Source organism: Flavobacterium sp. T12S277 (genome assembly GCF_048514875.1).
Classification (GTDB): Bacteria; Bacteroidota; Bacteroidia; order Flavobacteriales; family Flavobacteriaceae; genus Flavobacterium.
Genome location: NZ_JBLYEG010000077.1, coordinates 1 through 737 on the forward strand (window position 1 = coordinate 1; position 737 = coordinate 737).

Below are 737 nucleotides of genomic sequence, written 5' to 3' on the forward strand. Positions count from 1 at the left end.
CTGTCTGCGTGGCAAAAGGATTATCTATAAATCGCTCATGGGTTAAATCCAAACGGTTCAAATACCCCCTGGCCAAACCCGAACCCCCTATATGAAGCTCACCGATAACACCTATCGGAACAGGAAGGTTATTAGCGTCAAGCACATAAGTTTTCATATTAGAAAGAGGCTTGCCGATATTGGTGTTTAAATCGCCATCCTTATATAAATGCATACTTACACACACTGTGTTCTCTGTTGGACCATAGGCATTTATTAATCTTCTGCCTTTACTCCATTTTTCCATTAGGTCTGATGAAGAGGATTCTCCAGCAACAACTAATGTTTTAAGATTAGGAAACTCTTTATAAGACATCGTATGCAATAAAGCAGGTGGTATAGTCGCTACATTGATCTTATTAGCCTCAATATAATCCTCTAGTAATTGAACATCCTGTCTTATCAAATTTGAAACTATCGATAGTTTAGCTCCTATAGTTATAACAGTAAAAATTTCAGAAACTGCTGCGTCAAAAACATATGAAGAAAACTGAATCCCAATGTAATTATTTCTAATCTCAAAATAACTAATTTGCTGTTGAACTAAATTAACAACCCCGGAGTGCTCGATCATCACCCCTTTAGGCCTGCCTGTCGTTCCGGAGGTATAAATAACATAAGCCAGATTCTTTGCTAAACTATGTTGTGGAAGATTAGAACTCGCTTCTACCTGATAAAAATCCGAAACAAGATCAATG

1 protein-coding gene is annotated in these 737 nt (G+C 37.3%); it reads right to left on the bottom strand.

Annotated elements, in window-relative coordinates; all coding sequences use genetic code 11:
• A partial coding sequence (locus ACN1CN_RS22795) for an AMP-binding protein (protein WP_419137990.1) occupies positions 1–737 on the bottom strand: 737 nt, incomplete at both ends.